Source organism: Mycobacterium stomatepiae (assembly GCF_010731715.1).
GTDB classification, from domain to species: domain Bacteria; phylum Actinomycetota; class Actinomycetes; order Mycobacteriales; family Mycobacteriaceae; genus Mycobacterium; species Mycobacterium stomatepiae.
In genome coordinates this window covers 5,931,312-5,955,693 of sequence record NZ_AP022587.1, presented here as the reverse complement: position 1 = coordinate 5,955,693, position 24,382 = coordinate 5,931,312, and the positions used below count along the sequence as shown (strand labels likewise).

The following is a 24,382-nucleotide window of genomic DNA, read 5'->3' as shown; positions in this document are numbered from 1 at the left end:
GCGATTCTTAGCGAGCCATGAACCACGCGACAAACGCTTGATTCGGCGGGAGTAAAATTCGCGGCACGTGGCGCACGTTATCCCGTCGGACCTGCGGCTTTGCAATCGCGGCAAGGGGGGTGTCGCGTTTCCGACGCGAGAAGCACATCGACGAAAACACACGTTTTGCAACAGTTAATACGACGGGATTTGACTGCTGATGTACGGCGTCCAGTTCGAGGTTTGAGATCGGCTATAAATAACTAAACCAATTCGAATCTGTTTTAGTAGCTTTGTTTCGATAGGGTGTTATCAGCCGGCTCCCTGCCCGACCGTGACGAGGCTGCGCTCCTCGGTCGCGTCACCTTGTTGCGGTGCAACCGTCGGGTTAGCGCCTACTCATGCCGAGCGTGCCCTCGGTGGTCAGGACTTTGCGGGCGAGGTTGTGGTCGGTGCGGCGAGCCTGCCGCTCGAGGTAGCGGCTCTTGGACTGTTCGAATTTGTCGCATTCGATTTCCAGCTCGTCGATCAGCGCGCCGAGGTCGTCGCGCAACCTGGCGCCCTCACCGGTGAAGTCCTCGCGCTCAAAAATGCGCCACTTCTTCAAGATTGGCTTGACGACCTCGTCGAGGTGGATCCGAATGTCGTACACACCGCCGACAGCGATGATCACCGCCTTGCGCCGGAATCCAGGCACGGCGAAACCGGGCATCCTGAAATTCCGCAAGATGAGCTGCAACGACGCCATGGTCTGGTTGGGGGCGACGTCGAAGGCGGCTTCGGCGACGTCGCGATAGAAGATCATGTGCAAGTTCTCGTCGGCGGAGATCCTGGCCATCAACTGGTCAGCGATCGGGTCGTTGCAGACCTTGCCGGTGTTGCGGTGAAAGATCCGGGTGGCCAGTTCCTGGAAGCTGACGTAGATGACCGAGTCTGTCAATCGGCTGGCGAAGTAGTTTCAAGTTCGTGCAAAAGCTGCTGGTCGGTCAGTTCGGCTGACATGTCACCCCATCGTCGGGTCGCTGCTGATTTCCGCGTAACGGTGAGGAATCTATGTGGGGGCACTGATTGACAGCATCAGTGAATGCGCTGATTTTTATCGCGGCCGCGTTTCGCAGTAGACACGGGCGCAGGATTGCTATCTACGCACAGCGTCGGCATGGAAATCACCGGTGAACCGGAGCCCTAGGCGGACGTCACTAGAGGGCGGGCTATTCAGCGGCGACTGGACTTCGCGCTCGCACTCTTCTCGCCGAGCGTGCTCTGGCGGCGACACGCCGGGTGGATTCAAGGTTTGGTTGCAACAGTTGTGTCTGTCGGGGTGGACAGTAGCTTGTTGAGGCGGTTGGTGGGGTTGTCCCAGTTGAAGCGTTTTCGGGGTCGTCCGTTGAGTTCGTCGGCGACGTAGGCGAGGTGTTCGGCGTCGTGCACCGAAAGGTCGGTGCCCTTTGGAAAGTATTGCCGTAGTAGGCCGTTGGTGTTCTCATTGCTACCGCGCTGCCAGGGTGAGTGGGGATCGCAGAAGTAAACCTCGATGCCGGTGTCGATGCTGATGCGGGCGTGGTGGGCCATTTCGTGGCCTTGGTCCCAGGTCACGGTGCGGCGCAAGGTGGCGGGCAGGTCTTTGACCGCGGCGATCATGGCCTCGGCGACGGCCTCGGCGCTACGGGTATGGGGTAGGTGCAGCAGTCGGACATATCCGGTGGAACGTTCAACCAGCGTGCCGATTTGAGAGGCCTGGTCCTTGCCGATGATCAGGTCTCCTTCCCAATGGCCTGGCACGGCGCGGTCGTTAGCTTCGGCGGGCCGCTCACTGATGTTGACCATGCCTTGGATACGGCCGCGGCCGTCACCGGCGCGGGCCCGTCGGCGCGGTTTACGCAACGCGCGCCCGGTGCGCAGGCATGTCCTCAGTTCCCGGCGCAGTTCTCCGCGCCCTTGCACGTAAAGCGCCTGGTAGATGGTTTCGTGGGACACCTGCATCTCCGGGCGGTCAGGATAGGTCGCGGTCAATACCCCGGCGATCTGTTCGGGGCTGTACTTGTTGACCAACAACGCTTGCACCTCGGCCCGCAATTGCTCACAGCGGCCCAACTTGCCGGTCTTGGGTCGACGCGCCCGTTGCTCGCTGCGCCGCTGAGCGATGCGCGCCGAGTAGCCCGACTTCGCGTCCCAACCGGCCCGGCGGGCCCCGAACCGATACCGGGCGCGATAACGGCCCACATGCCCTCGCATGACACCGTTGTGGGCAATCTCGCGCATGATCGTCGACGGCGCCCGGCCCAACCGGCGCGCCATCGAACGGATCGACTCACCGTGCGCGGTGCCGATCATGATCTGTTCACGCTCATCCGCCGACAGCCGCGGCCGTCGCTGTCCTTGAGGCTTTGACCATCGTGGATTCACACCACCAAACCTGCGAAACCACTTGCTACCGCACGTCGCCGACACGCCGACCGCCACCCCGGCATCCTCCGAGGACCATCCCGCAGCGATCAAATCCCAATACCGCCGCTGCACCACCAACAACTGAGGCTGACCCGTCATCAACACCCCTAACTACGAAGTGTTGCAACCACCCCTTGAACTCAAGGCGGCTCACTTTTCGCCCTCAGCGCACCTTGGGCGGAACTCTCGGCTGGAACCGCCAGCGCGACATAGCTTTTAGCGCTTTGTGACCAGTCCGCCCGGTGGGATGTCGTCAAGGTCGTGATCGATCAGCTCGCGCACGGCGGGACGCGGTCCGTACGGTCGCAGCATGGTGCTGGCCGGCCGTGGACGCACGTGCTGCGGCCACCAGAACCAGCGCCCGAGCAAGGTGGCTAGCGACGGGGTCATGAACGACCGCACGATCAAGGTGTCGAACAACAGACCCAGCGCGATCGTCGTACCCACTTGGGCCATCACCCGCAGCGGGCTGAAGGCGAATGTGGCCATAGTGGCGGCGAACACAAGGCCGGCGGCGGTCACGACCGAGCCCGAACCGGCAACCGCGCGGATCGTCCCCGTCTTGAGGCCGGCGTGGATTTCCTCCTTGAACCGCGAAATCAGCAGCAGGTTGTAGTCCGAGCCGACCGCCAGCAGCAGGATGACCGCCATCGCCAGCACCATCCAGTGCAGCTTGATCCCCAGAATGTACTGCCATAGCAGCACGGAGAGTCCGAACGAGGCGCCCAGCGACAGCAACACCGTGCCGACGATCACGAAGGCCGCTACGACGCTTCGGGTGATCACCAGCATGATGATGAAAATCAGTGTGGCTGCGGAGATTCCGGCGATCAACAGGTCGATGTTCGAACCGTCGTGCATGTCCTTGTACGTCGCGGCGGTACCGCCGAGGTAGACGTGGGCACCCTCCCAGGGCGTGCCCTTGATTGCCTCGTGCACGGCCTGCTTGATCGGCCCGATATGGTTGACGCCTTCAGGGGTCGCGGGGTCGCCCTCATGCGAGATGATCAACCGGACAGAGTGCCCGTCCGGCGAGATGAACTGTTTGAGACCCCTCGCGAAGTCGGGGCTCTTGAACGCCTCCGGCGGAAGGTAGAACGTGTCGTCGTTCTTGGATTTGTCGAACGCATCGCCCTGCGCGGTGGCGTTGTCCGCCTGGGCTTTCGCCTGGTCGTTGAGACCCTTCGTGATCGCGTAGTTCGACATGATGGTGTCGAGGTTGTGCTGTTGGCTCTCGATCTGCGGCGGTATCAGTGCCACCAACTTCGGCTGAATCTGGTCCAGCTTGTCGAGATTCGCGCTGAGGTTCACGATGTTCTCGGCGACCTGGTCGATGCCGTCGAGCGCGTTGAACACCGACCGGATCGCCCAGCAAACCGGGATATCGAAACAGTGCTTCTCCCAGTAGAAGTAGCTACGGATCGGCCGGAGGAAGTCGTCGAAGTTGGCGATGTCGTCGCGCAACTTCTCGGTGATCTCGACGGTCTGCTTGGTAAGCCTGGTGGTTTCGTGGGTGGTGTTGCTCAGATCCTGGGTGACCTGCATCTGCTCACGCAGCGTTGCCATCGTTTTCTTGAGCTCGTCCGCCTGGCTCAGCAGGTTCTGCGCTTGCTCTTCCTGGTAGTGCTGAGTCTGTAGCCGCGCCGCGGCTTGTGCACCCATCTGAAAACCGAGAGTGCTGTGGTCGAGCGGAGTGCCCAATGGTCGGGTGATGGTCTGCACCCGGCCGATACCGGGGATGTGGAACACCGCTTTGGCGACCTTGTCCAGGATGATGAAGTCGGCCGGGTTACGCAGGTCGTGATCGGTCGAGATCATCAACAGCTCGGGATTGAGCCGAGCCTGGTCGAAGTGCCGGTCGGCGGCCGCATATCCGACATTGGCCGGGGTGTCTTCCGGTAGAAAGTGACGGGTGTCGTAGTCCGTCTTGTAGCCGGGCAACGCGAGCAGGCCGACCAATGCGGCGGCGATGGTCACCGCGAGAATCGGTGCGGGCCAGCGAACGATGGCGGTGCCGATGCGTCTCCAGCCCCGGGTCTGCAGCTTTCGCTTCGGGTCTAGCAGCTTGAAGAACGTCGCCACGGTCAGGATCGCCGGGGCCAAAGTCAAGGCCGCGAGGACCGCGACCAGCATGCCGACGGCGCAGGGTATGCCGAGTGACGAAAAATAGGGCAGCCGGCAGAAGCTCAGGCAATACATCGCGCCGGCGATGGTGAGCCCGGATCCCAATACGACGTGCGCCGTGCTGTGGAACATCGTGTAGAACGCCTGGGTGCGGTCTTCGCCCTGACCGCGGGCTTCGTGGTAGCGGCCGACCACGAAGATCGCGTAATCCGTTCCGGCGGCGATCGCCATCAGCACGAGCATGTTGTTGGCGAACGTCGAAAGCCCCATGATGCCGTAGTTGCCGAGCGTCGCGACGACACCGCGGGCCGCGGCCAATTCGATGAAGACCATGACCAGCATGATCAGCATGGTGATCACCGACCGATAGACCCACAGCAGCATCACGATGATCACGAGGAAGGTGATCATCGTGACGGTCGCTACGCCCTTTTCACCCGCGTGGGACTGATCGGCAAACAGTGGACCCGCCCCGGTGACGTAGGCCTTGATGCCGGGCGGCGCGGGCACCGAGTTCACGATCTTGCGGACCGCCTCCGTGGATTCGCCGGACATCGCGCTGCCCATGTTGCCGGCGAGGTAGACCTGGACGTACGCGGCCTTCTGGTCGTGGCTCTGGGAGCCCGCGGCGGTCAGCGGATCACTCCAGAAGTCCTGGATGTGCTGAACGTGCTTCTTGTCCTGCTCGAGTCGCTTGACAATCTTGTCGTAATAGCGGTGCGCCTCGGCCCCCAGCGGCTTGTCGCCCTCCAGCAGGATCATCGCCGAACTGTCGGTACTGAACTCTTTGAACGTCGATCCGACCTTCATCATCGACTGAAACGACACCGCGTCCGTGGGACTCTGCGACACCGACTGCCTCTTGGAGACGACCTCCAACTGCGGAGAGATGGTGTTGGTGACGAAGACGATGCCCAACCACACCAGGACAATCGGCAATGCAAGCCGGTGGATCATCCGCGGCAGGAACGGCGGGATCAGCGGCTGATCGACGCGCGGCGGCGGAGCCTCTTCGGTGGCCTCGCTCATGCGGACTTGTCCAGGCAGTAGACCATGGCATTGACGTTCTCGTTGGCGGGCGATTGATTAGCACCCTTGATCACCGCACCGCGCCCGTCATGGTTGTCGACGACGAAGTGGCAGGCAATCCAACTCCCGTCTCCTTGCGCTACCAGGTTTGCCGGGATGCCGGGCTTCGTTGAACTCAATACTGTGCTCCAGGGCAAGGGGACGTTGAGGGCCTGCTGCGGGTGGGAGTTCTCGTCGAGGTAGTTGATGGTGGCCGTGCTGCCCGGCGAGCCCCAGACCTCGAGCGTGATGGTCTTGGCGTTGAACTGGTCAAGAACCTCGCCGGACGTGCCCCCACCGAACGAACCCTTGTGGACGCCGAAGATTCCGTGCAGTCGGTAAACCATGAAACCCGATAGAGCGACGACGGCCGCAATGGTGAGGACGAGCCAGAACCGGCTGAACAGACCCTTCTTCCTGACGCGCTGTGGACCGGGTTTTTCCTCGGGGCTCGAGGGAGCCTTAGGGTCGCGCGACTCTGTCCATGGCTTGGTGGTCGTCATGGGCATTCCTAACCAGGGGCGAAGGCTAATCAACTACTTTAAAGGGTAAGCTTAGACGCTCTAACCTACACCGAGACGGTCCGGGCTTCACGTCCTGAGCCGTGCGATCCGCAAACTCGGAAACTCCCTGGACGATCTTTTGCTGACCGACGCTCCGATGATGGCAAAATCGGAGAATTGTCGCGGTTAGAACTGGTTGGGACGCATGTTGCACTACGACACGCTCGGCAGAAGCGCCGACCCGGCGGGTACGAGGGCATCGCAGTGACGGTCATCTTCGACGCTCGGCGAATCCCGGCCGCCGATCGCGAAGAAGTGGTGCGCGCCACGGTCTGGAGGACGCTGGCGCCGCTTGAGATCGACTATCCAGACGATCACGGCCCGGTTCCAACGAACTTGGCGATCACCGACCTGGGTGAGCTGACGGTGTGGTCCGTGACCACGAGCACCGTCAAGGTTCAGTACAAGGCGTTGCCGCGCAACGACTTCAAGCCGAGTCTGTTCTTGGGGTTGCAGAGGACGGAGTCCTGCGTCGTGGCCCAGCGTGACCGCGAATAACCTTGCGTCCAGGCGATCTCGCGGTCTGGGACTCGACAAATCCATTCGCCATCGCCGATACGGGTGGCCTCTCCCAGCACAAATTTCGAATACCCCTGGATCGATTGGCGTTGCCGGTAGACGTCATTCGGGAAATTTGCGCGGTTCGGTTGTGTCCGGATCACCCGATCTCAGACCAGCGGGAGCGCGGCGGCGCGTTTCGCCAGAAATTCTTGGCCCATCGGGAGGATAGCCTTATCCTCGTAGCCACGATGTACGTAGACGAAATCGTTTGCTAAGCAGCGAGAGTCAGGTTCTGACTGCTGGCGCATAGGCTGAGGGGCTCGAGGCGGCCGACGGCCTCAAGCGTGGCGCCTTGCGGAGCATCGCTAAGGAAGACGGTACGCGGGTCGTGCACAGTCAAATTATCGCCCTCGACACTCCGCCAGTCGGGCGCTTAGCGATGAAACCCAGTAAGGATTCTCCGACGTCGAGCTGAAAACCACAGACACAGAACAGGTGTCGAACATTTGGTAGCTCTGCGGTGGCCTGAGTCACCACTATGCGGCCGATTGCATCACTGTTGAACTATGGCCAGGCACTGGTTGGCTTTGATCGCATGCGGTGTGGCCAACACGTTACCGCGCACTAGGCACGGGAGTCGCAACCGCCGTGTTCTTGCTATCGCGCGCACGAAGGAATGTGCCGGCGTGCAGCGTCTGGCCAAATCCACGCGCGAATTGGCCCTCAGCGTAAACGATGTGGCCGCCCACCACGGTCGCGGTGACAGCACGGTCGTTCCGGTTGACCATGCGTTTGACTCCATCGGCACCGGGATACGGCGCCTCAGCGTATTTGCGACCGGAACCGTCGAAGCCTGATGGGTCGATGACGGCAAGGTCGGCACGACAGCCTTCGCCAAGATGGCCAGCGTCGAGGCCATACCAATCGGCAAGCTCTCCGGTGAGCCGATGCACAGCAGCTTCGATCGGCATGAAACCACGTTGGTGAACGCGCTCAAGCATCCGAACACCGAAGTTGTAAAACGCCATGTTGCGTAGGTGGGCGCCGGAGTCCGCGAAGCCGACCTGAACGGCGCGTGACCGTTGGAGGCGGTCCAGCACATCGTCGCGATCATTAGCAATTGTGGTGCGCCACCGGAGCTTTTCGGTGTGCTCGACCGTCAGATCAAGCAAGGCGTCGGCGGGTGTGATACCGCGTTCGTTGCCGACTTGCGCGAAGGATTTTCCGATCACACTCTTGTCGGGGCACGACACGATTTCGGCGTCGGCGAGGTCCCGATTCCAAACGCGCGGGCCGAATCGTTTCGCGAGGTCTTCGCGGAATCGCCGCCGGTACTCCTCGTCGTCGAGTAGCCGACCTCGCTGCAACGCGTCGCGGATATTCAATGCAGCCGCACCGGAACCAAATTCCTCGAAGATCACCAGATCCACGCCGTCGGCGTAGACCTCAAACGGGACCGGCAAATGTTGCCAACGGAATTGCCCGCCCAATAGGTTGGTGGTCGTCGCCGCGGCGATCGCTGCGCGGGCGACGCCACGGTCCGCCTTGATATCGGCAGCCGAAATCAAGGTGGTCTTCAGTGGTTTGCGTAAACCCGCGCCAATGCTCTGGGACAAGTAGAACGCCACCTCTGCACGGCGTGTGAGGTTCGGCGTGCTCTGATGCACTCGTCCTCTCTGCCGAAGAATCTTGTTGAGGACGTGATACTCGCCCCAAGTCGCGTACGCCGAGGGCAATTGCCTCGCGGGATAACGTGTTCCGTCTAGCTTCGACCACGAACTGCGGATTGTGGAAAGCCCGACGAAACCGGCGTCGAGCGCGTCGGTAAGCATTCGCCGCATCCGATCAAGTTCGTCTCGCGATGGCCGACTCGTCGAGTCGACCGAAGGACCTAATCCCATTGTCGCGACACGCATGTCCGAATGACCGATAAACGCCGCGACATTCGTCCCAAGCGGCAGTGCTTCGATCGCGGCAACATAGCTCGCCGGATCATGCCAAGTCTTGCGTTCTTTGACCGCCGAGTGCACGACACTCCACGGCAGCGCCTCCACCCGCGCGAACATGTCCGCGCAATCGTCGGCCTCGGAGTACACCGTCGACAGTGAACAATTGCCGAGGATGATGGTTGTTACCCCGTGTCGCGCCGACTCACCCAACCCGGGACTAGCCAGCACCTCGGCGTCGTAATGGGTGTGCACGTCCAACATCCCTGGAATAACCCACCGCCCGGTCGCATCGATGGTGCGCATACCGTCGGGCAGTCCGTTGCCGATGGCCGCGATCCTGTCGCCGCGCACCCCAACATCGGCGATGCTCGGCGCCGCGCCAGTACCGTCGAACACCGTTCCGCCGCGGATCACCAGGTCATATGTCGCCATCTTGGTTCCTTTAAGTCTGGTCGGCAACCGACTGAATACCGACGGTCATGCTTTCAAGCTAGGGCCCGGGCATGACAAAACGTATAGACAGATCAGCCTGATTAGGCGAAATTGGCGTAGGTTATGTACACATGCCGGGAAGTGCATCGGAGAAGTGGTTGGACTTGCTGCTGGCGGGTGTGCCCGTCAAGGCGATCTACGATCACCGCGACGAACTCGTCGAAGCCGGTGTCGACGCTGCCCAAGCCGAGCGGCACGCGGGTGCCGCGGTTCAACTACACGCGCTGCTCGATGACAGGCGCCAGCGGGTTTCGCGGTTGACAGCGCTCAACGACATCGCGGCGCAATTGACCAGCACCCACGCCGTCGACCAGCTACTCCCCCAAATCACCGCGCAAACGCTGCGACTACTTGGGGTCGACTTGGCATACATCGGGGTCGTTCGCGGAAACGACTTCGTCATCGAAGTTGCCAGTGGCGCATTAACATCGCAGCTAGTCGGTCTGCACGTGCCCCGCGGCGCGGGGTTGCTGAGCCTGGTAATCGGTCGCGGCGAGCCGGTCTGGACAAGTGACTACGCCGCGGAGACCTCGTTTGCTCACGAATCCTTCAACAATATGGTTGCCGCCGAACAGATCCGGGCGGTACTCGGCGTTCCACTCACCGTTGACGGGCGGGCGTTAGGGGCGCTGTTCGCGTGCAAACGGACCGAGCGTCGCTTCGCCAATGACGAGATTGGCCTGCTGGCGGCACTGGCCTCGCACGCAGCTGTCGCAATCGACAACGCAACTACGCTCAGGCAATATCGCGACACCGCCCAGCAGCTCAACACGGCTAACCGCCAGCTCGAACAGACGTTGGCATGGGATCACCAACTGACCAACGTGGTCCTCAAGGGCGGTGACGTCGAGGATTTGGTAAGTGAGATCGCTGCTGTGGCGACCGGTCGACTGATGCTGCTCGACGCGGACGCCGACCTACCCCGCGATATCGCTGTTCGATACCCCGAGCTGATCGACACGTTCACAGCAACGAAAACCCAACCGGCACAGGAGAATCGGGTGATCGTAGCGGGTAATGGATCCGTGCAGCTGGCGCCCATCATTGCGGGCCGAGAAGTGCTCGGGGCGTTGCTACTCATCGATGGCAGCGACCAGAGCAGCGATCGGCTATTGCTCGAACGAGCTGCCCCCGCCCTCGCACTCGCAATGACCGGTGCGCAGGCCGTCGCCGAGGCGACCCGATTGACCCGCGACGCGATGCTGCTCGACCTGTTGACCCGAGAAACTGCCGATCGGGCGACCTCGCGGCAACGAATGCACAACGCCAGTTTAGTTCCGGGCCTCGCGTACTGCGTCATCGCGGCACAACCCTTCGATGAGCTCCCGCGTAGGCAGTGGAGCAGCGTTGCCGCAAAGCAGCCCGCAGGAACCGTCGTAGTGGCCGACGGCACACGGCTGGTCGCAGTGGTACCGGCCAAACACCCAGATACAGTGCTAACGAGCTGGAGCGCGAACAATGGCGCGAGGGCGACGGCGGGCGTTGCCGGACCAGCCGCAAGTCCGGCAGATCTGCATCGCTGTTATCGAGAATCCGTCGACACCCTGGGCGCCCTGCTGACCCTCGGCCGGACGGGGGCCGTTGCCACGGCTGACCAACTTGGCATCTACCGCATTCTGTTGAATCACACCGGCCAGCGCGAATTACGGGCTCAGTTCAATGAGGCACTCGGTGCGATGATATCTGAGCAGCAAAATCGAAACGTGCCGATGCTGGCTACCCTCAAAGCCTTTCTCGACCACGGATGCCGGGCCGCACCCACCGCGCGAGCACTCGACGTTCACGTCAACACGCTCTATCAACGCATTTCAGTGCTAGACCGCCTGCTCGGCTCCGACTGGCGGCAGCCCCCTCGATCGCTGGACCTCCACGTCTTACTAAGGGTCTTCCCCAATCAAGATCCCGACCTCGCCGGAGACCATCGGCCACCAACACGCTCAGTCACACGCTAGTCGCAGTCACGATCTCAACGGCTAAACGGGGCCGCCTCTAATAAAGCGCGAGGTCACCGCGCTGTTGGACCGGGAAATTAAGTACGAACATTAAGTCGGATCATACGAATAGGTAAGCTAACTACCTGCTTTGAAGTGGGGCTGTGCGACTGACGCGCAATAGGTGGGGCTGTTCAGAGTCGGTTGATGGGTGACATTTCTGTTTCGGTTGATCCTTGACACTTGTTGTTAGGTTTTAGCTCCCGGCGCTGGTGCGCAGGGCTCGTTTGTTTCGTACCTCGCCGGTAGTACGGCGGGCGGCCGTTTTGACCAAATTTTCGCCGACCCAGAACCGCAGCAGGTCACCGTCGACGTGGACGTCGCAGCGCTGACCGGCGTAGTAGCGGCCGATGCTGACTTGCTGCCAGGCCACGCACACCACCCCGTTGGTGGTGACCCGGCGACTCACCCAGTCGTCGCCGCCGCGCTTGGTGCGCGCGCTTTTCGACGTCGACGGGGCTAAGGCCGGCCCGCCGGCGCCGAAGCGCTGCACCGGGGTCGCCATCTTCAACGCCTGGTGCGGCCGGTTGGTGTTGTAGTCACCCACCCATTCATCGAGAGCCCGCTGGGCTGTGTTCAGATTCGTGAACGGTGCTGCGCCGCTGAGGAATTCCGCGCGCAGACTGCGATGAAACCGCTCAATCTTGCCCGTCGTCGTCGGCGACCGCGGCTGAGTCAACAGATGTTCGATGCCGTTTTCGCGGCAGATCGCATCAAAGAGCACTTCCACCGGCGGATGACAAAACCGGCCGGTGAACACCTTGCCGTTATCGGTCAAGATCTGCTCAGGAACTCCGTAGCGTGCCAGCGCATCACGCAGCCCATCGCAGACCGCACGGGTGCGCTCCCGGGCCATCAACCGCGCACAGACACACATCCGGGAGTGATCGTCGATACCGGTCAGGGCTTTGGCGCTGGTCCCATCGGCCAACGGGAACCCGCCCACAATGTCCATCTGCCACAACTCCATCGGCGCCCCACGCTCCCAGCGCTTCCACTTACGCGAGCGCCGATCCCGCACGCTCGGGTCGATCAACCCGGCCCGCAACAACGCCCGGTATACCGCCGAGGACGACGGCACCGGGGAAACCTTGCGCTTGGCCAACTCGAACACCAGCCGCCGCGGCCCCCAATACGGACGCGAGCGCCGCAACTCCAACAGCCTAGCCTCGACCTCAGCCGGCATCTGATGCGGACACGACACCGGCCGATGCGACCGATCCACCAACCCGTCGAGACCTTGGGCCTCATAGCGGGCCAACCAGGAGTGCAGCGTCTGGCGCGACACTCCCACCTTCTCGGCGACCTGCGAAATCGATAGGCCGTCACTGATCACCGCTAACACGGCCTGATACCTCTGCTCGGCCACGCTCAACTCCCTCATCTAGGGAGTGTCAAGGATCAGCCGAAATAGGTGTCAAGCATCAGCCGAAACACTGTCAGGCATCACCCGAAGACAAAATGTCACGCATCAACCGAGGTCATACAGCTCTGAAGTGGGGCGGGCGGGGCTCGAACCCGCGACCAACGGATTATGAGTCCGCGGCTCTAACCGACTGAGCTACCGCCCCTGGTGTTCAACGGGTTCGACCTTAGCCTCAGTCCCCACCCCGGGCGACGGCGTGGCCCTTAGTCCGTGCCTCGTCCGGTCGCTTGCTGCAATTCATCGATCAGCTCCGACGCCTGCGCCTTCGTCAGGTCGTCGGGCAGGTCGCGGTTGGCCTCCTGGGCCAGCGTGTGTAGATAACTACGCTGCGGGCCGGTCATCGGCTCATCGCCGGTCACCCATTCGGAGGTCTCTTTTCCGGGATTTTCCTGCGGCGCTTGCCCGCGTCTCGTCAGCCATGACCGACGAATATCCATCGCACACACGTTCGAAGCATGGCGTCATAAACCGCCGGCGGCTTCGCGCTCGCGAGTTGTTCGATTCGGCACGACAGGGCCCCAGCCATGCTGCGAGACTTACTACCGCTGAGAGACCCCAGACCAGCCCCGACAACGATGCGAGGAAATCCAGTGTCTGAAACCAAGCTCACGGTCATCTACGACAACCCCACCGACCCGGCCGCCTTCGAAAGCGCCTATGAAGCAGAGCAATTGGAGCTCGCTCGGCGGATCCCGGGATATCTGCGGCTCGAGGCGTCGAAGGTCTGGCCGAAAGAAGACGGCAGCCCGACACCTGCGTACCGCATGATCGATCTGTACTACCCGACCTACGACGACGTCAGCGTCGCCGTGACGACCCCGGAGGCAGGCGCGTTCTTCGAAGCCCTCGGGCGCCTTGCCACCGGCGGCGTCCGGGTACTGGTCTCCGACATCGAGGTCCCGCAGCACTGACCTCGAGCGGTCAGCCGAACACCGTCTGACCGTCGACGTCGAGCAGGTAGGTCTCGGTACCTTCCGACACCCGGGGCGCGTCCCCAACCAGCGAGACCGCGATCTTGTTGCTGGCATTGCGCATGACATCGAGGGCGAGCTCGGCGGCCTCGACCTCGGAAAACCGAGCGCGCACCTCGGCGACAACGTCGGCGTCGAGGTGCGCCGGCGTCCAAATTAACCCATCTACATACCGCAGCGCTGCTTTTGCGCGATCGTCGATCAACGTCGACTGCTCGAACTGCGCAATGTCGTCGTAGAGCGACTCCGACCCCCCGGCATCGAGTGCCCTGCTTTCGCGCACCGATTTGCACAGCCGGCAGTTGTGCGCGGCCGCGCCGCGCAGCCGCACCAGCTCGGACGTCACCGGATCCAGCGCACGCATCCGGCCCACCGCGGGCAGGAACTCGTTGAACACCTCGCCCGACGGGTCGGTGGCGTGATCCCACTCGATCGGCCCACGGGTCCAGCCCAGAAAACTCGCGCCGACGCCCAACGCCTCGAGCCCGGCCCGCACCCGCGGCACGAAGTCGGCGATGTACATCGCCACCACGACACCAAAGGTGCTGTCCCCCAGCGTCTTAAACAGTAGAGACCGTTGCTCGACGGTGATCGCGGAGACGTCGGCGCTGAACTGCTCGGCGAACTCGGCGACGACGGTCTCGGCCTCCGATGCCGGCTGAGCGACTTCCACTTCGACGGGCAACCCGGGCAACGACATCGTCTGCGCGCACACCCGACGGACCAGGCCCACCAGGCGAGCATCCCCCGGCGGGGACAAAACCACCAACCGGGCTAGCTGACCATCACGAACCGTAGCCGGAGTCACCATGCCGGATACGTTACGACTACTGTGCCTGGCTCACCGACGACATGTGGAAATCCGGGATCCGCAGCGTCGGCATCGCCGCCCGGGTGACCCAGTCACCCCACTCCCGCGGCAGGGTCTTCTCGCTGACGCCCGCCTCAGTCGCCCGTCGCAGCAGATCCAGCGGGCTCTCGTTGAAGCGGAAGTTGTTGACCGCCGCGGTGACCTCGCCGTCCTCGATCAGGTACACGCCGTCGCGGGTCAGCCCGGTGAGCAACAACGTGGTGGGATCCACCTCGCGGATGTACCACAGCGTGGTCAGCAGCAGGCCGTGCTCGGTGCCCGCGATCATGTCGGCGAGGTCTTTCTCCCCGCCGGTCATCACCAGGTTGTCGGCCGCGACGGCGACCGGAGCGTCGAATTTGGCGGCGGTAGCGCGCGGATAGGCCAGCGCGTTGATCACTCCGTCGCGGATCCAGTCGACCTGGCTGATCTCCATGCCGTTGTCGAATACCGACACGGTCTCCGTGGAACTGCTCGCCGTCACGAACGGTGTGCACGCCAGCCCCGGCGCCAGCGGATCGGAGAACAGCAACAACGGCAGATCGGTGAGCCGCTCCCCCACCCGGGTTCCGCCGCCGGGCGCCGAGAACGCGGTGCGGCCCTCTTGTGCGCCGCGACCGGCCATCGACCAGGCCAGGTAGACCATCATGTCGGACACCGTCGACGGCGGCATGATCGTCTCGTACCGACCCGCCGGCAGCGCCACGGTGCGCTCCGCCCAGCCCAGTCGCAGCGACAGGTCCTCGAGCAGCGAATCAGTCGGCACATCAACGAAATCGGCGGTCCCAATGCCGGCCCAGGCGCTGGCCTCGCCGCGCTTGGCGTTGATCTCCACCGCGCCCGCGGGCTGGGTGAAGCGGCGGCGCAGCCCCGTCGAGGAGGCCAGGAACGTCGTCGAAACACTGTGGTGCGCAAAGCCATACAGCCGGTCGGTGCCTGCGAATCCGCGGCTCAGCGAGCCCGCCACCCCGGCGAACACCTCGGCCCCGGTGCCGGGCACCGGCGCATCCCAATCGGCGGGCACCCCGGTGTCGCCGAGCAGCGGTGCGGCATCGCCGGCCTCCGGCGCGGCGGCGGCCGCATCCTGCGAGGCCGCCACCAGACCCGGGATGACCCGCGGGTCCACCTCGGCGGACACCACCGTCCCGATCGAAGCGCTATCACCTTTGCGCACAATCGAAATGACCGTGATGTTGCGGCTGTGCGACACCCCATTGGTGGTCATCGAATTGCCGGCCCACCGTAGCGTCGCCTCGACCTTGTCGGTGACCAGCACCATGGTCTCGTCGGCGCGGCCCAGTTTCGTCGCCTCCTCCAAGACGAGGTTGACGACGTGCTGCGGGGTGATCATCGACCGCCCTCCTCCCGGGTGTTGAGCACGTTGACACCGCGGAACAACGCCGACGGGCAGCCGTGGCTGACCGCGGCGACCTGTCCGGGCTGGGCCTTGCCGCAGTTGAACGCCCCGCCCAGCCGCCACGTCGACGGACCGCCCACGGCTTCCATCGAATTCCAGAAGTCGGTGGTGGTGGCCCGATAGGCCACGTCGCGCAGCTGGCCGTCGATGCGGCCGTGGCGGATGCGGAAGAACCGCTGGCCGGTGAACTGAAAGTTGTACCGCTGCATGTCGATTGACCAGGATTTGTCGCCGACGATGTAGATGCCATTCTCGACCCGGCCGATCAGATCCTCGGTGCTCAACCCGTCGGAGCCGGGCTGCAGCGACACGTTGGCCATCCGCTGGATCGGCACGTGGTGTGGCGAGTCGGCATACGAGCAGCCGTTGGACCGCGGTTGTCCCAGCCGGGGCGCGAACACCCGGTCGAGTTGGTAGCCGACGAAGATGCCGTCGCGCACCAGGTCCCAGCTTTGCGCGGCCACCCCGTCGTCGTCGTAACCGATGGTGGCCAAACCGAATTCGACGGTCCGGTCGGCGGTCACGTTCATCACCGGCGAGCCGTAGTGCATGGTTCCCAGTTTGTCCGGGGTGGCGAACGACGTACCAGCATAGGCGGCCTCGTAGCCGATCGCGCGGTCGTATTCGGTTGCGTGGCCGATGGATTCGTGAATGGTCAGCCACAGGTTGGTCGGATCGATCACCAGATCCGTGGGCCCCGCGATCACGCTGGGCGACTTGACCTTCTCGGCCAGCAGCGCCGGCAGCTGCGCGAGCTCGTCGGTCCAGTTCCACACCTCGTCGCCGACCAGCGCCTCCCAGCCGCGCCCCATCGGCGGCGCCAGCGTGCGCATCGAGTCGAAACTGCCCGCCTCGGGGTCGACGGTCACCGCCTCCAGCGACGGCATCACCCGGACCCGCTGCTGGGTGATCGCCGACCCGAAGGTGTCGGCATAGAACGTCTGCTCCTTGACCGCGGTCAGACCGGCCGACACGTGGTCGACGCCGTCGGAGCTCAGCAGCCGCCCGGAGTACTCCTCGAGCACGCCGATCTTGTCGGCCGCAGGGACGTCGAACGGGTCGATCCGGTAACTCGACACCCAGCTGGCGTCGGCGTACACCGGCTCGGGCGCCAGCTCCACGCGCTCGGTGTTCAGCGCCGCCAGCGTGGTGGCCACGTGCACCGCGCGGCGCGCGGTCTCGGCCGCGACCGAGGGCGCCAACTCGGCGTGCGAGACGAATCCCCAGGTGCCGTCGACGATGACCCGCACCGCCAAACCGACATCCCGGGTGATCACCGCGGTCTCGAGCTCACCGTCGCGCAGCTGGATGATCTCGGTGTTGATGCGCTGAATTCGCAGGTCCGCGTAGCTGGCTCCGGCTGTCGTGGCCGCCGACAACGCGGCCTCCGCGAGCTCGTGTCGCGGCAGGCCGAGGAAGTCGGCATCGATCCCCCGATTGGCTGTCACGGCTCCACCGTAACGACTGTGCACTCCAAACCCCTGCAGCGCCCGCTTTAATAAGCTGCATGGCCGCCGCACGGAGTCAGCCGCGAACCAGCGTGCTGGCATATGGGCTGCTGGCGCCCAGCCTGTTCGGTGTCGTCACCTTCTTGCTGCTGCCCATCCTCGTGGTGATCTGGCTCAGCCTGTACCGGTGGGACCTGCTGGCTCCGCTGCGCTATGTGGGCCTGGCCAACTGGCGCTCGGTGCTGACCGACACCGGGTTCGGGCACTCGCTGTTCGTCACGGCGATCTTTGTGGCGATCGTGGTCCCGACGCAGACCGTGCTGGGATTGGCGGTCGCCTCGATGCTGGCCCGCCTGTTGCCGGGCACCGGCTTTTTCCGCACGGTGTTCGTGTTGCCGTGGATCTGCGCGCCGCTGGCGATCGCCGTGTTGTGGCGCTGGATCCTGGCACCCACCGACGGTGCGATCGCGACCCTGCTCGGGCACAGCATTGAGTGGCTCTCCGATCCGACCTTCGCGCTGCCCTTGGTGTCGGCGGTCGTCGTCTGGATGAACGTGGGCTACAACTCGCTGTCGTTCCTGGCCGGCCTGCTGGCCATTCCGAACGACATCCACGCCGCCGCGCGCACCGACGGCGCCAACGCCTGGCAACGGTTCTGGCGCATCACCCTGCCGATGCTGCGCCCGACCATGTTCTTCGTGCTGGTCACCGGGATTGTCAGCACAGCACAGGTTTTCGACACCGTGTACGCGTTGACCGACGGCGGGCCGGGCAACAGCACCGACCTGGTCGCCCACCGCATCTACGCCGAGGCGTTCGGTTCGGCGTCCATCGGCCGCGCCTCGGTGATGGCGGTAGTGCTCTTCGTGATCCTGGTCGGCGTCACGATCGTTCAGCATCTGTATTTCCGGCGGCGGATCACCTATGACCTCGTCTAGTCGCGTCTCGGCCGCTCTGCTCTACGCCGGCATGATCGTCGGCGCGCTGATCACGTTGCTGCCCTTCGCACTTGGCCTGCTGACCTCGTTCACCTCGGCGCACCAGTTCGCGACGGGCACACCGCTGCAACTGCCGCACCCACCCACGCTGGCTAACTACGGTGACCTGGGCGGTGCCGGGTTCGGGCGTGCCGCGGCCGTGACGGCATTGATGACGGCGGTCATCCTGGTGGGCCAACTGACCTTCTCGGTGCTGGCCGCGTACGCCTTTGCGCGCCTGGATTTCGCCGGGCGCGACGTGTTGTTCTGGGTCTACATCGCGACGTTGATGGTGCCCGGCACGGTCACCGTGGTACCGCTGTATCTGATGATGGCCCAAGCCGGGCTGCGCAATACGTTCTGGGCATTGGTGCTGCCGTTCATGTTCGGCTCACCGTACGCGATCTTCTTGCTGCGCGAGCACTTTCGCCAGATCCCCAACGACTTGATCAACGCCGCGCGCCTCGACGGCGCCAACACGTTGGACGTGATCACCCATGTGGTGATTCCGTCGAGCCGGCCGGTGCTCGCGGCGCTGACGCTGATCACCGTGGTCTCGCAATGGAATAACTTCATGTGGCCGTTGGTGATCACCAGCGGGCACAAATGGCGCGTGCTCACCGTGGCGACGGCCGAACTGCAGTCGCGCTTCAACGCGCAATGGACGCTGGTGATGGCGGCGACCACGCTCGCGATCGTGCCGCTGGTGCTCCTGTTCATCGCGTCCCAGCGACACATCGTCGCCTCGATCGTCCTCTCGGGTGTCAAGTGAACCGGCCCCGCTCGTCCACGGTGGCCGCCGGTGCGTTGGGACTGGTCGCGGTGCTGTTGGCCGCAATCGCCATGCTGTTGAACTATTCCGGCGAACCGCACGGCGACAAGATCGTGGTGCGGGTGCGGATCTGGGATGCCTCGCTCGCCGACGCCTACCGGGAGTCGTTCGCCGCGTTCCACCGCGCACATCCCGATATCGAGGTGCGCATCAACCTGGTGGCGTACTCGACGTATTTCAACACGCTGCGCACCGACGTCGCGGGCGGCGGCGCCGACGACATCTTCTGGCTCTCCAACGCCTACCTCGCCGCCTATGCCGACAACGGCCGGCTCCTGAACATCAGCAAAACCGATGACTGGGAACCGGCGGTGGTGGACCAGTTCACCCGCGGCGGATCGTTGTGGGGCGTGCCGCAGCTGACCGACGGCGGCATCGCGGTGTACTACAACGCGGAGCTGCTTTCGGCCGCCGGCGTCGATCCCGCCCAGCTGAACAGCCTGCGGTGGGATCCCAACGGCGACGACACGCTGCGCCCGGTCACGGCCCGGCTCACCGTCGACGTCAATGGAAACCGAGCGGGCACAGCGGGTTTCGACCCTGGCCGAATTCGGCAGTGGGGCTACAACGCGGCCAACGACGCGCAGGCGATCTACCTCAACTACATCGGCTCGGCGGGCGGCGTGTTCCAGCGCGGCGACGAGTTCGCGTTCGACAACCCCGGCGCCATCGCCGCCTTCCGCTACCTGGTCGGCCTGATCAACGACGACCACGTCGCACCCCCGGCGTCGGACACCAACACCAACGGCGACTTCTCCCACAACCAGTTTCTGGCCGGCCGGATGGCGCTCTTTCAGTCCGGCACCTACAACCTCGCGTCGATCGCGCGCGATGCCCGATTCCGGTGGGGAGTCGCGATGCTGCCGATCGGACCCGCGGGCCGGGTCAGTGTCACCAATGGCATTGCCGCCGCGGCTAATTCGGCCTCCAAGCATCCCGACGCGGTGCGTCAGGTGCTGGCCTGGATGGGCAGCAACGAGGGCAATGCCTATCTGGGCAGTCAGGGCGCGGCGATCCCCGCGGTGCGCTCAGCCCAGCACGTCTACTTCAACTACTGGTCGGAACGCGGCGTGGACGTCACACCCTTCTTCGCCGTCCTCGACGGCCCACGCATCCCGGCCCCGGGCGGTGCCGGCTTCGCCGCCGGAAATACCGCCCTGCAAGGCTATTTCGACGAGATGTTCCTCGGCCGTGGCGACGTCGCGACCACGCTGCGGGAGGCGCAGGCCGCGGCCAATGCCGCCTCGCAGCGCTAATCGGCGTCGTTGAGCGCGCTGTGGTGGCGGCCCCACACGAAGTAGAAGATCAACGCCACCAGGATCCAACCGCTGAAGGCGATCCACGTGTACCAGTGCAGGCTGGCCAGGATGTAGCCGCAGGCCAGCACCGAAAGCACCGGCGTGACAGGGTAACCGGGCACCTTGAACGGGCGCGGCAGGTCCGGCTCGCGCACCCGCAGGATGATCACGCCGACCGCGACGACGATGAACGCGGTCAGCGTGCCGATCGACACCATGTCGGCCAGCTCGTCCAGCGGGATGAAGCCGCCCAGCGTGGCGGTGGCGATCGCCACGATCACCGTGTTCGTCACCGGAGTCATCGTGCGCGTGTTGAGCATCGCGAATCGCGACGACAGCAGCCCGTCGCGGGCCATCGCGTACAAAATCCGGGTCTGGCCGTACATCGTGATCAGGGTGACGGTGAAGATCGAAATCACCGCGCCCGCACACAGAATCGTGCTGGCCCAGCCCTGGTGTGTGACGTTGTCGAGAATGGTGGCCAGTCCGGCATCTTCTTGCCCGGCGAAGGCCCGCCACGGCTGAGTGCCGAGCGCGGCGAGCGCGACGAGGACGTAGACGGCGGTGACGATCGCGAGTGCCGCGATCAGTGCGCGCGGCATGGTCTTCTGCGGGTCCTTGACCTCCTCGCCCGCCGTCGACACCGCGTCAAGGCCGATGAACGAAAAGAAGATCGTCCCCGCCGCCGCGCCGATGCCCGAAACGCCGAAGGGGGCGAAGTCCTTGAGCTGGTTGGTGTCAAAGGCGGTGAACGCGATGATCACGAACATGCCCAGCACGCCCAGCTTGGTCATCACCATGATCGCGTTGACGCGCGCCGATTCGCTCGCGCCGCGAATCAGCAACAGCGCGCACATGGCGATCAGGATGACCGCCGGCAGATTCACGTAGCCGGGGTCGGAATCCCAGGGCGCCGCGGACAGCGCACGCGGAAGCTGAAATCCGAATACGTTGTGCAGCAACTTGTTGACGTAACCGCTCCAGCCCACCGACACCGCGGCCGTCGCCACCCCGTATTCGAGCAGCAGGCAGGCCGCCACCGGCACGGCCGACGCCAATTCGGCATAGCAGACGGCGGCGAGCCCGGCCGCGATCCCCGCGATGATGAAGGAGACGATCACCGACGGTCCGGATTCCGGCACCGCCTGCGACAGCACGAAGAAAATGCCGGTGCCGATCGTCGAGCCGACCCCGATCATGGTGAGCTCGAACGTGCCGATCCCACGCTTGAGGTGACCCGCCGCTCCGTGCGCGACGGGTGCGCCGACCGCCGGGCGCCGCCGCAGCATCTGTTGACTCAGGCTGATCGAGCTGGCTGGCAAATGGCCCCCTAGTGCTGGATCAGCTGATTATGCAGCCTCTCGCAACACTCGAGCGAACTGGTCGACGGCCCAGTCGATCTCCTGCTCGGTAATCACCAGCGGTGAGGCGAACCGCAGCGTCGAGCCGTGGGTGTCTTTCACCAGCACGCCACGCTCGGCCAGGCGCCGGCTGATCTCCTTGCCGGTGGCCAGGGTCGGCTCGATATCGACGCCGGCCCACAACCCGAAGCCACGCACCGCGATCACGCCGTCACCGATCAAGTCGCGCAACCGCCGATGCAGATGGGCACCCAGCTCGGCCGAGCGGGCCTGAAATTCGCCCCGCGCCAGCATGGCGACCACCGTGGTGCCGATCGCGGCGGCCAGCGGGTTGCCGCCGAACGTCGAGCCGTGCTCGCCGGGATGCAGCACGCCGAGAATGTTGCGGTCCGCGACCACCGCCGACAGCGGGACGACGCCGCCGCCCAGCGCCTTGCCGAGCAGATAGACGTCCGGCACGACGCGCCAGCGGTCGCAGGCGAACGTGTAGCCGGTGCGCGCCAGCCCGGACTGGATTTCGTCGGCGATCATCAGCACGTTGTAATCCGTGCACAGCGCGCGGACGGCCGGCAGGTAGTCGTCGGGCGGGACGTTGATGCCCGCCTCACCCTGGATCGGTTCGAGCAGCACCGCGACGGTGTCCTCGTCGATCGCGCGGGCCAACGCCGCGGTATCGCCGAAGGGCACCGTGCGGAATCCGGGGGTGAACGGACCGAAGCCGCCCCGCGCCGTCGGGTCCGACGAAAAGCTGACGATACTGATCGTGCGGCCGTGGAAATTGTTCTCAGCCACCACGATGTTCGCGCGGCCCTCGGACACGCCCTTGACGTCGGCGCCCCACTTGCGGGCGACCTTGAGGCCGCTCTCGACGGCTTCGGCACCCGAATTCATCGGCAGCACCATGTCTTTGCCGCACAGCCGAGCCAGCCCAGCGCAGAACGGCCCCAGATTCGCGGCGTGGAATGCGCGACTAACCAGCGTCAGGGTGTCGAGCTGGGCATGGGCTGTCGCGGTGATCTCGGGGTTGCGGTGGCCGAAGTTGACCGCCGAGTACGCGGCCAGACAATCCAGGTAGCGCCGACCCTCGACGTCGGTGATCCAGGCGCCCTCGGCGCTGGCCGCCACCACCGGCAGCGGCGAATAGTTGTGCGCTGCATACGTTTCGACTAACTCGATCGCGTCGTTGGGGGCCAACGTCGCCGGGTGGTCGAGAATCGTCATTCAAACACCTCCAATGTGCAGCACTTGACGGAACCGCCCCCCTTGAGCAGCTCGGAGAGATCGACGCCGACGGGATCGAAGCCCACCTCCCGCAATTGAGCGATGAAACCCGTTGCGGCGGAAGGAAGAACGACATGCAGGCCGTCGGATACCACGTTGAGGCCGAGTACGTAGGCGTCCGCGCTCCCCACCACGATAGCGTCGGGGAACAACACGTGCAGCTGCTCCTGCGCGGCCGCGCTGAACGCCGGCGGGTAGAACGCGATCGTGTGATCGTCCAGTACGGCGAGCGCGGTGTCGAGGTGATAGAGCCGGGGGTCGACGAGTTCGAGCGAGATCACCGGCATGCGCAGCGCCGCCGAAATCTCGGCATGCGCGCGCCGATCGGTGCGAAAGCCGTAACCGGCCAGCACCTTTTCGCCGACCATCAGCAGGTCGCCCTGGCCCTCGTTGATGAACCGGGTGGTGACCGGTTCAAAACCCATCGACGACATCCACTCGCCGTAGGCCGCCGCCTCGCCGGCCCGCTCCACGTAACGGAATCGCGCGACGATGGCGACGTCGCCGGCGATGAACCCACCGTTGGCGGCATAGACCATGTCCGGCAGGCCGCGCACCGGCTCGACGATGTCGACGCGGTGGCCGAGCGCCAAGTAGGTCTGCCGAAGCGCTTCCCACTGCGCGTGTGCGACACCGACGTCCACCGGCATTCCGGTGTCCATCCAGGGATTGATCGCGTACTCCACCGCGTAATAGGCCGGCGGCGTCATCGCATACCGACGTGTCTGAGCTGTTCTGGTCCGCTGGAGCGCGGCGTCATGCCATGCCGCGGGCGCGGCGTGCGGCGCCGGGTCGACATAGTAATCCGTCATATTTCCAGGGTATTTTGGCAGATGGACACAATCAAACGCCGATTCTTGCGTGTCCATGAACGTTTTATTGCGCTAGAGCGCCCAAAGCAACGATTTATTGCGTGACGCTGAAATGAGAGGCGATGGACCGCCTGGACGACACCGACGAACGCATCCTCACCGAGCTCACCGAGCATGCGCGCGCCACCTTCGCCGAGATCGGCGAGAAGGTGAATTTGTCGGCACCCGCGGTGAAACGTCGCGTCGACCGGATGATCGACAGCGGTGTGGTCAGGGGTTTCACCACTATCGTCGACCGCAATGCGCTCGGCTGGAACACCGAAGCCTATGTGCAGGTGTACTGCCACGGCACGATCGCCCCCGATCAGTTGCGAGCGGCCTGGGTGGACATGCCCGAGGTGGTCAGCGCGGCGACGGTGACCGGCACGTCCGACGCCATCCTGCATGTGCTGGCCCGCGACATGCGCCACCTCGAGCCGATACTCGAACGCATCCGCTCAAGTGCCGACATCGAGCGTAGCGAAAGCATCGTCGTGCTGTCGAACCTCATCGACCGAATGCGGACCTAACGGCTCGCGAGTGTTCACGTCGAGT

19 protein-coding genes, 1 tRNA gene and 1 pseudogene are annotated in these 24,382 nt (G+C 64.1%); 7 read left to right on the top strand and 14 right to left on the bottom strand.

All coding sequences use genetic code 11. The annotated features are described in order from the left end of the window. Positions 1 to 367: 367 nt before the first annotated feature. The 4 genes and pseudogenes from G6N54_RS28165 to G6N54_RS28150 all read right to left on the bottom strand — a co-directional run. A pseudogene (locus tag G6N54_RS28165) lies at positions 368 to 937 on the bottom strand (acyl-ACP desaturase); the annotation flags it as partial. A gap of 329 nt (positions 938 to 1,266) precedes the next feature. Then, positions 1,267 to 2,526 (bottom strand): IS30 family transposase, encoded by a 1,260-nt coding sequence (locus G6N54_RS28160; RefSeq protein WP_456299235.1) that lies wholly within the window; start codon positions 2,524 to 2,526, stop codon positions 1,267 to 1,269. A 117-nt stretch (positions 2,527 to 2,643) separates the two neighbouring features. Continuing rightward, entirely contained in the window at positions 2,644 to 5,580 is a 2,937-nt protein-coding gene (locus tag G6N54_RS28155) for an MMPL/RND family transporter (protein ID WP_163793968.1), read from the bottom strand. Then, the gene (locus G6N54_RS28150; protein ID WP_163793966.1) at positions 5,577 to 6,122 is read right to left on the bottom strand and encodes an MmpS family transport accessory protein; all 546 of its coding nucleotides are present in this window, start codon (positions 6,120 to 6,122) and stop codon (positions 5,577 to 5,579) included. The genes G6N54_RS28155 and G6N54_RS28150 overlap by 4 nt, the downstream gene beginning before the upstream one ends. Before the next feature lie 264 nt (positions 6,123 to 6,386). On the opposite strand from G6N54_RS28150, the gene G6N54_RS28145 reads away from it, so the two are divergent. Then, positions 6,387 to 6,680, top strand: coding sequence for a hypothetical protein (locus G6N54_RS28145; RefSeq protein ID WP_163793964.1), 294 nt, complete (start codon positions 6,387 to 6,389; stop codon positions 6,678 to 6,680). Between the two features lie 617 nt (positions 6,681 to 7,297). On the opposite strand, the gene G6N54_RS28140 is transcribed toward G6N54_RS28145, so the two are convergent. Further along, on the bottom strand, positions 7,298 to 9,064 hold the full coding sequence (locus tag G6N54_RS28140; protein WP_163793962.1) for an N-acyl-D-amino-acid deacylase family protein: 1,767 nt from the start codon (positions 9,062 to 9,064) through the stop codon (positions 7,298 to 7,300). A 131-nt stretch (positions 9,065 to 9,195) separates the two neighbouring features. Here G6N54_RS28140 and G6N54_RS28135 point away from each other — a divergent pair, with 131 nt between their 5' ends. Beyond that, positions 9,196 to 11,076 (top strand): helix-turn-helix domain-containing protein, encoded by a 1,881-nt coding sequence (locus tag G6N54_RS28135; RefSeq protein ID WP_163793959.1) that lies wholly within the window; start codon positions 9,196 to 9,198, stop codon positions 11,074 to 11,076. A 235-nt stretch (positions 11,077 to 11,311) separates the two neighbouring features. Here the strand turns inward: G6N54_RS28135 and G6N54_RS28130 are convergent, their stop codons facing one another. The 3 genes from G6N54_RS28130 to G6N54_RS28120 all read right to left on the bottom strand — a co-directional run bounded on the left by G6N54_RS28130 (position 11,312) and on the right by G6N54_RS28120 (position 12,978). Further along, the gene (locus G6N54_RS28130; RefSeq protein ID WP_163793957.1) at positions 11,312 to 12,499 is read right to left on the bottom strand and encodes an IS481 family transposase; all 1,188 of its coding nucleotides are present in this window, start codon (positions 12,497 to 12,499) and stop codon (positions 11,312 to 11,314) included. Positions 12,500 to 12,612: 113 nt separating this feature from the next. Then, positions 12,613 to 12,686, bottom strand: a tRNA-Ile gene (locus G6N54_RS28125). A 58-nt stretch (positions 12,687 to 12,744) separates the two neighbouring features. Next, entirely contained in the window at positions 12,745 to 12,978 is a 234-nt protein-coding gene (locus G6N54_RS28120) for a DUF3072 domain-containing protein (RefSeq protein ID WP_163793955.1), read from the bottom strand. A 153-nt stretch (positions 12,979 to 13,131) separates the two neighbouring features. Between G6N54_RS28120 and G6N54_RS28115 the strand changes: the two genes are divergently transcribed. Continuing rightward, the gene (locus tag G6N54_RS28115; RefSeq protein ID WP_163793953.1) at positions 13,132 to 13,452 is read left to right on the top strand and encodes an EthD family reductase; all 321 of its coding nucleotides are present in this window, start codon (positions 13,132 to 13,134) and stop codon (positions 13,450 to 13,452) included. Between the two features lie 10 nt (positions 13,453 to 13,462). Here G6N54_RS28115 and G6N54_RS28110 read toward each other — a convergent pair whose 3' ends face one another. From G6N54_RS28110 to G6N54_RS28100, 3 genes are read right to left on the bottom strand one after another with little or no spacing between them, the layout of a single operon-like run. After that, a complete protein-coding gene (locus G6N54_RS28110) occupies positions 13,463 to 14,323 on the bottom strand; it encodes a carboxymuconolactone decarboxylase family protein (RefSeq protein ID WP_163793951.1) in 861 nt (286 codons plus the stop codon). A 16-nt stretch (positions 14,324 to 14,339) separates the two neighbouring features. Continuing rightward, positions 14,340 to 15,713 (bottom strand): metallopeptidase TldD-related protein, encoded by a 1,374-nt coding sequence (locus tag G6N54_RS28105; protein WP_163793948.1) that lies wholly within the window; start codon positions 15,711 to 15,713, stop codon positions 14,340 to 14,342. Beyond that, on the bottom strand, positions 15,710 to 17,227 hold the full coding sequence (locus G6N54_RS28100; protein ID WP_163793946.1) for a TldD/PmbA family protein: 1,518 nt from the start codon (positions 17,225 to 17,227) through the stop codon (positions 15,710 to 15,712). Before G6N54_RS28100 ends, G6N54_RS28105 begins: the two co-directional genes overlap by 4 nt. A gap of 59 nt (positions 17,228 to 17,286) precedes the next feature. Between G6N54_RS28100 and G6N54_RS28095 the strand changes: the two genes are divergently transcribed. The 3 genes from G6N54_RS28095 to G6N54_RS28085 are packed head-to-tail and all read left to right on the top strand — an operon-like array spanning position 17,287 to position 20,292. Further along, a complete protein-coding gene (locus tag G6N54_RS28095) occupies positions 17,287 to 18,165 on the top strand; it encodes a carbohydrate ABC transporter permease (RefSeq protein ID WP_163793944.1) in 879 nt (292 codons plus the stop codon). Further along, the gene (locus tag G6N54_RS28090; protein WP_163793941.1) at positions 18,152 to 18,976 is read left to right on the top strand and encodes a carbohydrate ABC transporter permease; all 825 of its coding nucleotides are present in this window, start codon (positions 18,152 to 18,154) and stop codon (positions 18,974 to 18,976) included. The genes G6N54_RS28095 and G6N54_RS28090 overlap by 14 nt, the downstream gene beginning before the upstream one ends. Continuing rightward, a complete protein-coding gene (locus tag G6N54_RS28085; RefSeq protein WP_163793938.1) occupies positions 18,973 to 20,292 on the top strand; it encodes an ABC transporter substrate-binding protein in 1,320 nt (439 codons plus the stop codon). Before G6N54_RS28090 ends, G6N54_RS28085 begins: the two co-directional genes overlap by 4 nt. On the opposite strand, the gene G6N54_RS28080 is transcribed toward G6N54_RS28085, so the two are convergent. The 3 genes from G6N54_RS28080 to ddaH are packed head-to-tail and all read right to left on the bottom strand — an operon-like array spanning position 20,289 to position 23,788. Further along, positions 20,289 to 21,656: an APC family permease gene (locus G6N54_RS28080; protein WP_163793936.1), complete on the bottom strand. Its 1,368-nt coding sequence runs from the start codon at positions 21,654 to 21,656 to the stop codon at positions 20,289 to 20,291. The two genes, G6N54_RS28085 and G6N54_RS28080, sit on opposite strands and share 4 nt — an antisense overlap. Positions 21,657 to 21,683: 27 nt before the next feature. After that, entirely contained in the window at positions 21,684 to 22,916 is a 1,233-nt protein-coding gene (gene rocD, locus G6N54_RS28075) for an ornithine--oxo-acid transaminase (protein WP_163793934.1), read from the bottom strand. After that, on the bottom strand, positions 22,913 to 23,788 hold the full coding sequence (ddaH, locus tag G6N54_RS28070) for a dimethylargininase (protein ID WP_163793932.1): 876 nt from the start codon (positions 23,786 to 23,788) through the stop codon (positions 22,913 to 22,915). The genes rocD and ddaH overlap by 4 nt, the downstream gene beginning before the upstream one ends. Positions 23,789 to 23,910: 122 nt before the next feature. Between ddaH and G6N54_RS28065 the strand changes: the two genes are divergently transcribed. Further along, positions 23,911 to 24,357: an Lrp/AsnC family transcriptional regulator gene (locus G6N54_RS28065; protein WP_163793930.1), complete on the top strand. Its 447-nt coding sequence runs from the start codon at positions 23,911 to 23,913 to the stop codon at positions 24,355 to 24,357. Positions 24,358 to 24,382: the final 25 nt, after the last annotated feature.